Raw genomic sequence first — 3,660 nt, forward strand, 5'->3', positions numbered from 1 at the left:
GAGCGGAGCGGCCCACTCGGCGGCCCGCGCCGGTTCGAGCGCGGTGGCACGCGCGACCAGCATGGCGAAGGTGCCGCCCACGCCCTGCAGATAGCGGCGTAGATTGGGGTAATCGAGATAGCGGGCCTGATCGAGGTCCATTTCAAAGCCGGCCAGCAGCGTTTGCAGCGTGGGGTATTCGGCGGGTACATCAGGCAGATAGGCCGCCAGTGCCTTGGACACCGGGTGCGAGGGTTCACCGGCGGCAAGCGCCGCGGCTTCCTTTTGCCACCAGGCCAGCTTGGTGCGGCCAATGGTGGGATCGCTGGTTTCCTTCACCGTCTCCTCGAATTCGCGGCATAGCGCGAACAGCGCGGTCAGGAGCGGCTGGCGTCCTGCGGGCGCCTGGTGCAGCGCGTAATAGCTGCTCGAGCCGGGAGGCGCCGCCTTCTGCTGGCAATATTCGTCGAAATTCACTTGAATGGAGTATGGGGTGAAGCACGAAGAGGCACGGCGCTTGCACCGTACGGACGATAGCCAAAAATTGTAGCATCGACGTACAAGGCGCAAATGCAGACAAGCGCAAATCAATCGGTTAGAATCTCGCGCTTACGCTTTCGGGCGCGTGCCAGACCGGTTGTTTGCCGGTCAGCAGTGTCCGTGGGCAGGCCAGACATCGGGTCTCGTGTGAACGCACTTTGCCCGGCTGCGAGGATGGCGAAATTGGTAGACGCACCAGGTTTAGGTCCTGACGCCAGCAATGGTGTAGGGGTTCGAGTCCCCTTCCTCGCACCATGTATTTGAAAACCCCCGCCGGTCGGTGACTGGCGGGGGTTTTTGTTTTTGCGCGCGATGATGTGCAGATCCTGGACGCGTCAGGGTAACTGTGGAGCGGGCGCGATACGCGCGTCGTCACGAGGTTACTGTCGGGCGAGGCGTGGTAGTTTCGGTTCGGATCGAAGCGCGCCGGTCTCCTTCAGTTGGTTGCACGCACAACGGTTTTTGTCTATGTTGGCGTTGGCGTCGCATCCTTGCCATGGCGCTAGTCAGGACGGGCTCGGCGTGCTGTCGGGCCAGCTGAGGCTCGTTGACCGGTTTTTCCAGAAGTGAGGCTCGTATGAATACGCAACAGATTCGCACTACGGTGGTCGGGGCAGGCGCGATCGGTGGCCTGATGGCTGCCGCGCTTGCCCGCGCGGGTCACGCGGTCAGCGTTCTGGCTCGAGGCAAGACGCTCGATGCGATTCGCGCCGACGGGATTCGCATCCTCGACGATACGCGCGAAACCGTCGCGCGCGTCGCCGCCGAAAGCGATGCGAACGTGCCTGGCGTGCAGGACTTCGTAGTGATCGCGCTCAAGGCGCAGACGCTGCCCGCCATCGCGAGGAGCCTGACCCCGCTGATGGGGCCGCAGACGGTAGTGGTAGGGGCGATGAACGGTCTGCCGTGGTGGTTTCTACACGATCAGCCTGGTCCACTTGCCGGCCATGTGATCGAAGCGGTTGATCCTGACGGCGTGGTCTCCGCATCGTTGCCGCCGGCGCGCTCGCTGGGTTGTGTAGTGCATCTGTCGTCGTCCACTGACGCGCCAGGCGTGATTCGACGCGGCCGCGGCAACCAGTTGATTGTCGGCGCACCGTCGGCGTCGCTATCCGCGCAGGCCAGCGCATTCGCTGAAGCGTTGCGCGAGGGTGGTTTCGACGTTTCTTTGACGCAGCAGATTCGCACCGAGATCTGGGTCAAGCTCTGGGGCAATATGAACATGAACCCGTTAAGCGCGCTGACGGGTTCAACGGCGGATCGCCTGCTTGACGATCCGCTCACGCATGCGCTGGTCCTGCGGATGATGGAAGAAGCGGATGCGATCGGCACGCGTCTTGGATTGTCGACGGGTATGGCGGCGCCGCAGCGCGTCGCCCTGACACGCAAGCTCGGCGCGTTCCGCACTTCGATGCTGCAGGATCTGGAAGCAGGGCGCCCGCTTGAAGTCGAACCGATTCTTGGCGTGTTTCCTGAACTGGGCCGCAAGCTGGACGTGCCCACGCCGTTTTGTGACGCGGTGCTTGGGCTGTTGCGGCAACGCGCGTTCAATAGTGGTTTGTAGTGGCTCGTAGTGAGGGGTGGTGGCTAGTCGTGGCTTTTAGCAGCCTTGGGAGGGCGGTTTTCATGGCTCATGGTGGGACGTGTCGAAGCGGCTAGAAGCCACCCGGCGTCAACTGGATCCGCTTGAGAGCGAGGTGCATCAGCCCGTGCGCGTCTGCACGCTTTCGATGATTCGATCGAGCGCAGCGCCAAACGCCGCCTTCTCGTTCTCATCAAGGCAGTCGAACAGATCGCTGTTCCACTTGCGTGCGATAGGCATCACTTTGCGATACAGTTCGCGTCCCTCGGCCGTCAGCGAAATCAGCACGACGCGCCCGTCCGCTTCGCTGGCCTCGCGCTGCACGACCCCTTGCTTGATCAAGGCTTCGGCGGCGCGGCTCGCCTGACTCTTGTCGAGGTTCGCATGGCGCGCCAGATCCATGATTGAAAACGGCCCGAACGAGCCCACCGAAGCAATCACGCGAGCCTCCGGCAAAGTCACCCCGAGTTTTTCCTGATAGCGCTCGCCGATGCCGCGTTCGGCGAGCTTGGTCAACACATGCAGGCGATACGTCAGAAACTGTTCGAGTCCGGCTTTGGCGGATGCCTTCATGGTGATCCCGGTCGTGAGTGGAGGCGGTCGTGGCGCTCTGATTGTTGCCGCAACCGCTGCACCGGTCAACGCATGCCGTATTTCAACAGAGTCAGTTGCTCGGCTTCGTTAGCGAGCAGTCGTGCGGCATCGCGGATCGCGACATCGAGCGTGATCGGCCCTGGCGCGGGTGAGAAGCAGCCGCTGAAATGTTCCGCGAGACGTGGCAGTGCGGCGGAATCGACCGCGCCGGACAACAGCGTGGCCGGAACTCCGGCAGCCCGTGCGTGGGCACATGCGATGAAGGGTGCCTTGCCGTGCAAGGTCTGCACGTCGGAACGGCCTTCGCCGGTGATCAGCCAGTCCGCCCCGGCAAGCGCGGCATCAAGCCCGATCTGCCGCGCGACCGTTTCCGCGCCGGGCTCGAACCGTGCACCCAGCATGTTCAGCGCGAACCCGAGACCGCCAGCGGCACCTGCGCCTGGCTGGTTGCGGCCCGTGCGCTGTAGCGCCGGCTCGAGCAGATCGGCGAAGCAGGCAAGGGCCGCGTCCACGGTTGCAATCTGTTCCTTCGTCACACCCTTTTGCGGACCGAACACGGCAGTCGCGCCATGCTCGCCGGTGAGCGGATTGTCGACGTCGGACATGCCGACGAAGGACGTCTCGGCCAGCCGCGCATCCAGTTGCGAGACGTCTACGCGGGCGACGGAGGCAAGCTGCTCTGGCGTCGGCTCGAGTTGCTGGTCTTGCGCGTCGAAAAGCTTCAGACCCAAACCGGCGAGCAGACCCGCGCCGCCGTCATTGGTACTGCTGCCGCCCAGAGCAACATAAAAGCGCCGCACGCCTGCATCGAGCAGCACGCGAATCGCTTCGCCCATCCCGCGCGAACTGCGTGCCTCGACAGGCACACCCATGCCGACCGGATCCGTGATGCCGACGATCTCCGCGGTCTCGATAATGGCGCTGCCATCCGGGAGCAATCCGACCGCCGCGTCGCGCACCGGGCC

Annotated in this window: 4 protein-coding genes and 1 tRNA gene; 2 read left to right on the forward strand and 3 right to left on the reverse strand. The window is 63.7% G+C overall.

Annotation, left to right across the window (positions count from 1 at the left end):
* Positions 1-456: squalene/phytoene synthase family protein (locus tag WCA85_RS22930; protein ID WP_424067146.1), on the reverse strand; the 456-nt coding region annotated here is incomplete at its 3' end.
* 231 nt (positions 457-687) lie between these two features.
* On the opposite strand from WCA85_RS22930, the gene WCA85_RS22935 reads away from it, so the two are divergent.
* Positions 688-774 (forward strand) — tRNA-Leu (locus WCA85_RS22935).
* A 322-nt stretch (positions 775-1,096) separates the two neighbouring features.
* Positions 1,097-2,083 (forward strand): 2-dehydropantoate 2-reductase, encoded by a 987-nt coding sequence (locus WCA85_RS22940; RefSeq protein WP_424067147.1) that lies wholly within the window; start codon positions 1,097-1,099, stop codon positions 2,081-2,083.
* A gap of 138 nt (positions 2,084-2,221) precedes the next feature.
* On the opposite strand, the gene WCA85_RS22945 is transcribed toward WCA85_RS22940, so the two are convergent.
* Both WCA85_RS22945 and WCA85_RS22950 read right to left on the reverse strand, forming a co-directional pair.
* Positions 2,222-2,674, reverse strand: coding sequence for a MarR family winged helix-turn-helix transcriptional regulator (locus WCA85_RS22945; protein ID WP_424067148.1), 453 nt, complete (start codon positions 2,672-2,674; stop codon positions 2,222-2,224).
* A 65-nt stretch (positions 2,675-2,739) separates the two neighbouring features.
* A partial coding sequence (locus WCA85_RS22950) for a glycerate kinase (RefSeq protein WP_424067149.1) occupies positions 2,740-3,660 on the reverse strand: 921 nt, incomplete at its 5' end.

Source organism: Paraburkholderia sp. (genome assembly GCF_049581445.1).
In the GTDB taxonomy this organism is placed as follows: domain Bacteria; phylum Pseudomonadota; class Gammaproteobacteria; order Burkholderiales; family Burkholderiaceae; genus Paraburkholderia.

Coding starts and splice junctions, on each gene's coding strand:
- WCA85_RS22940 (WP_424067147.1), top strand. CDS start 1,097: ATGAATACGCAACAGATTCGCACTACGGTGGTCGGGGCAGGCGCGATC.
- WCA85_RS22945 (WP_424067148.1), bottom strand. CDS start 2,674: ATGAAGGCATCCGCCAAAGCCGGACTCGAACAGTTTCTGACGTATCGC.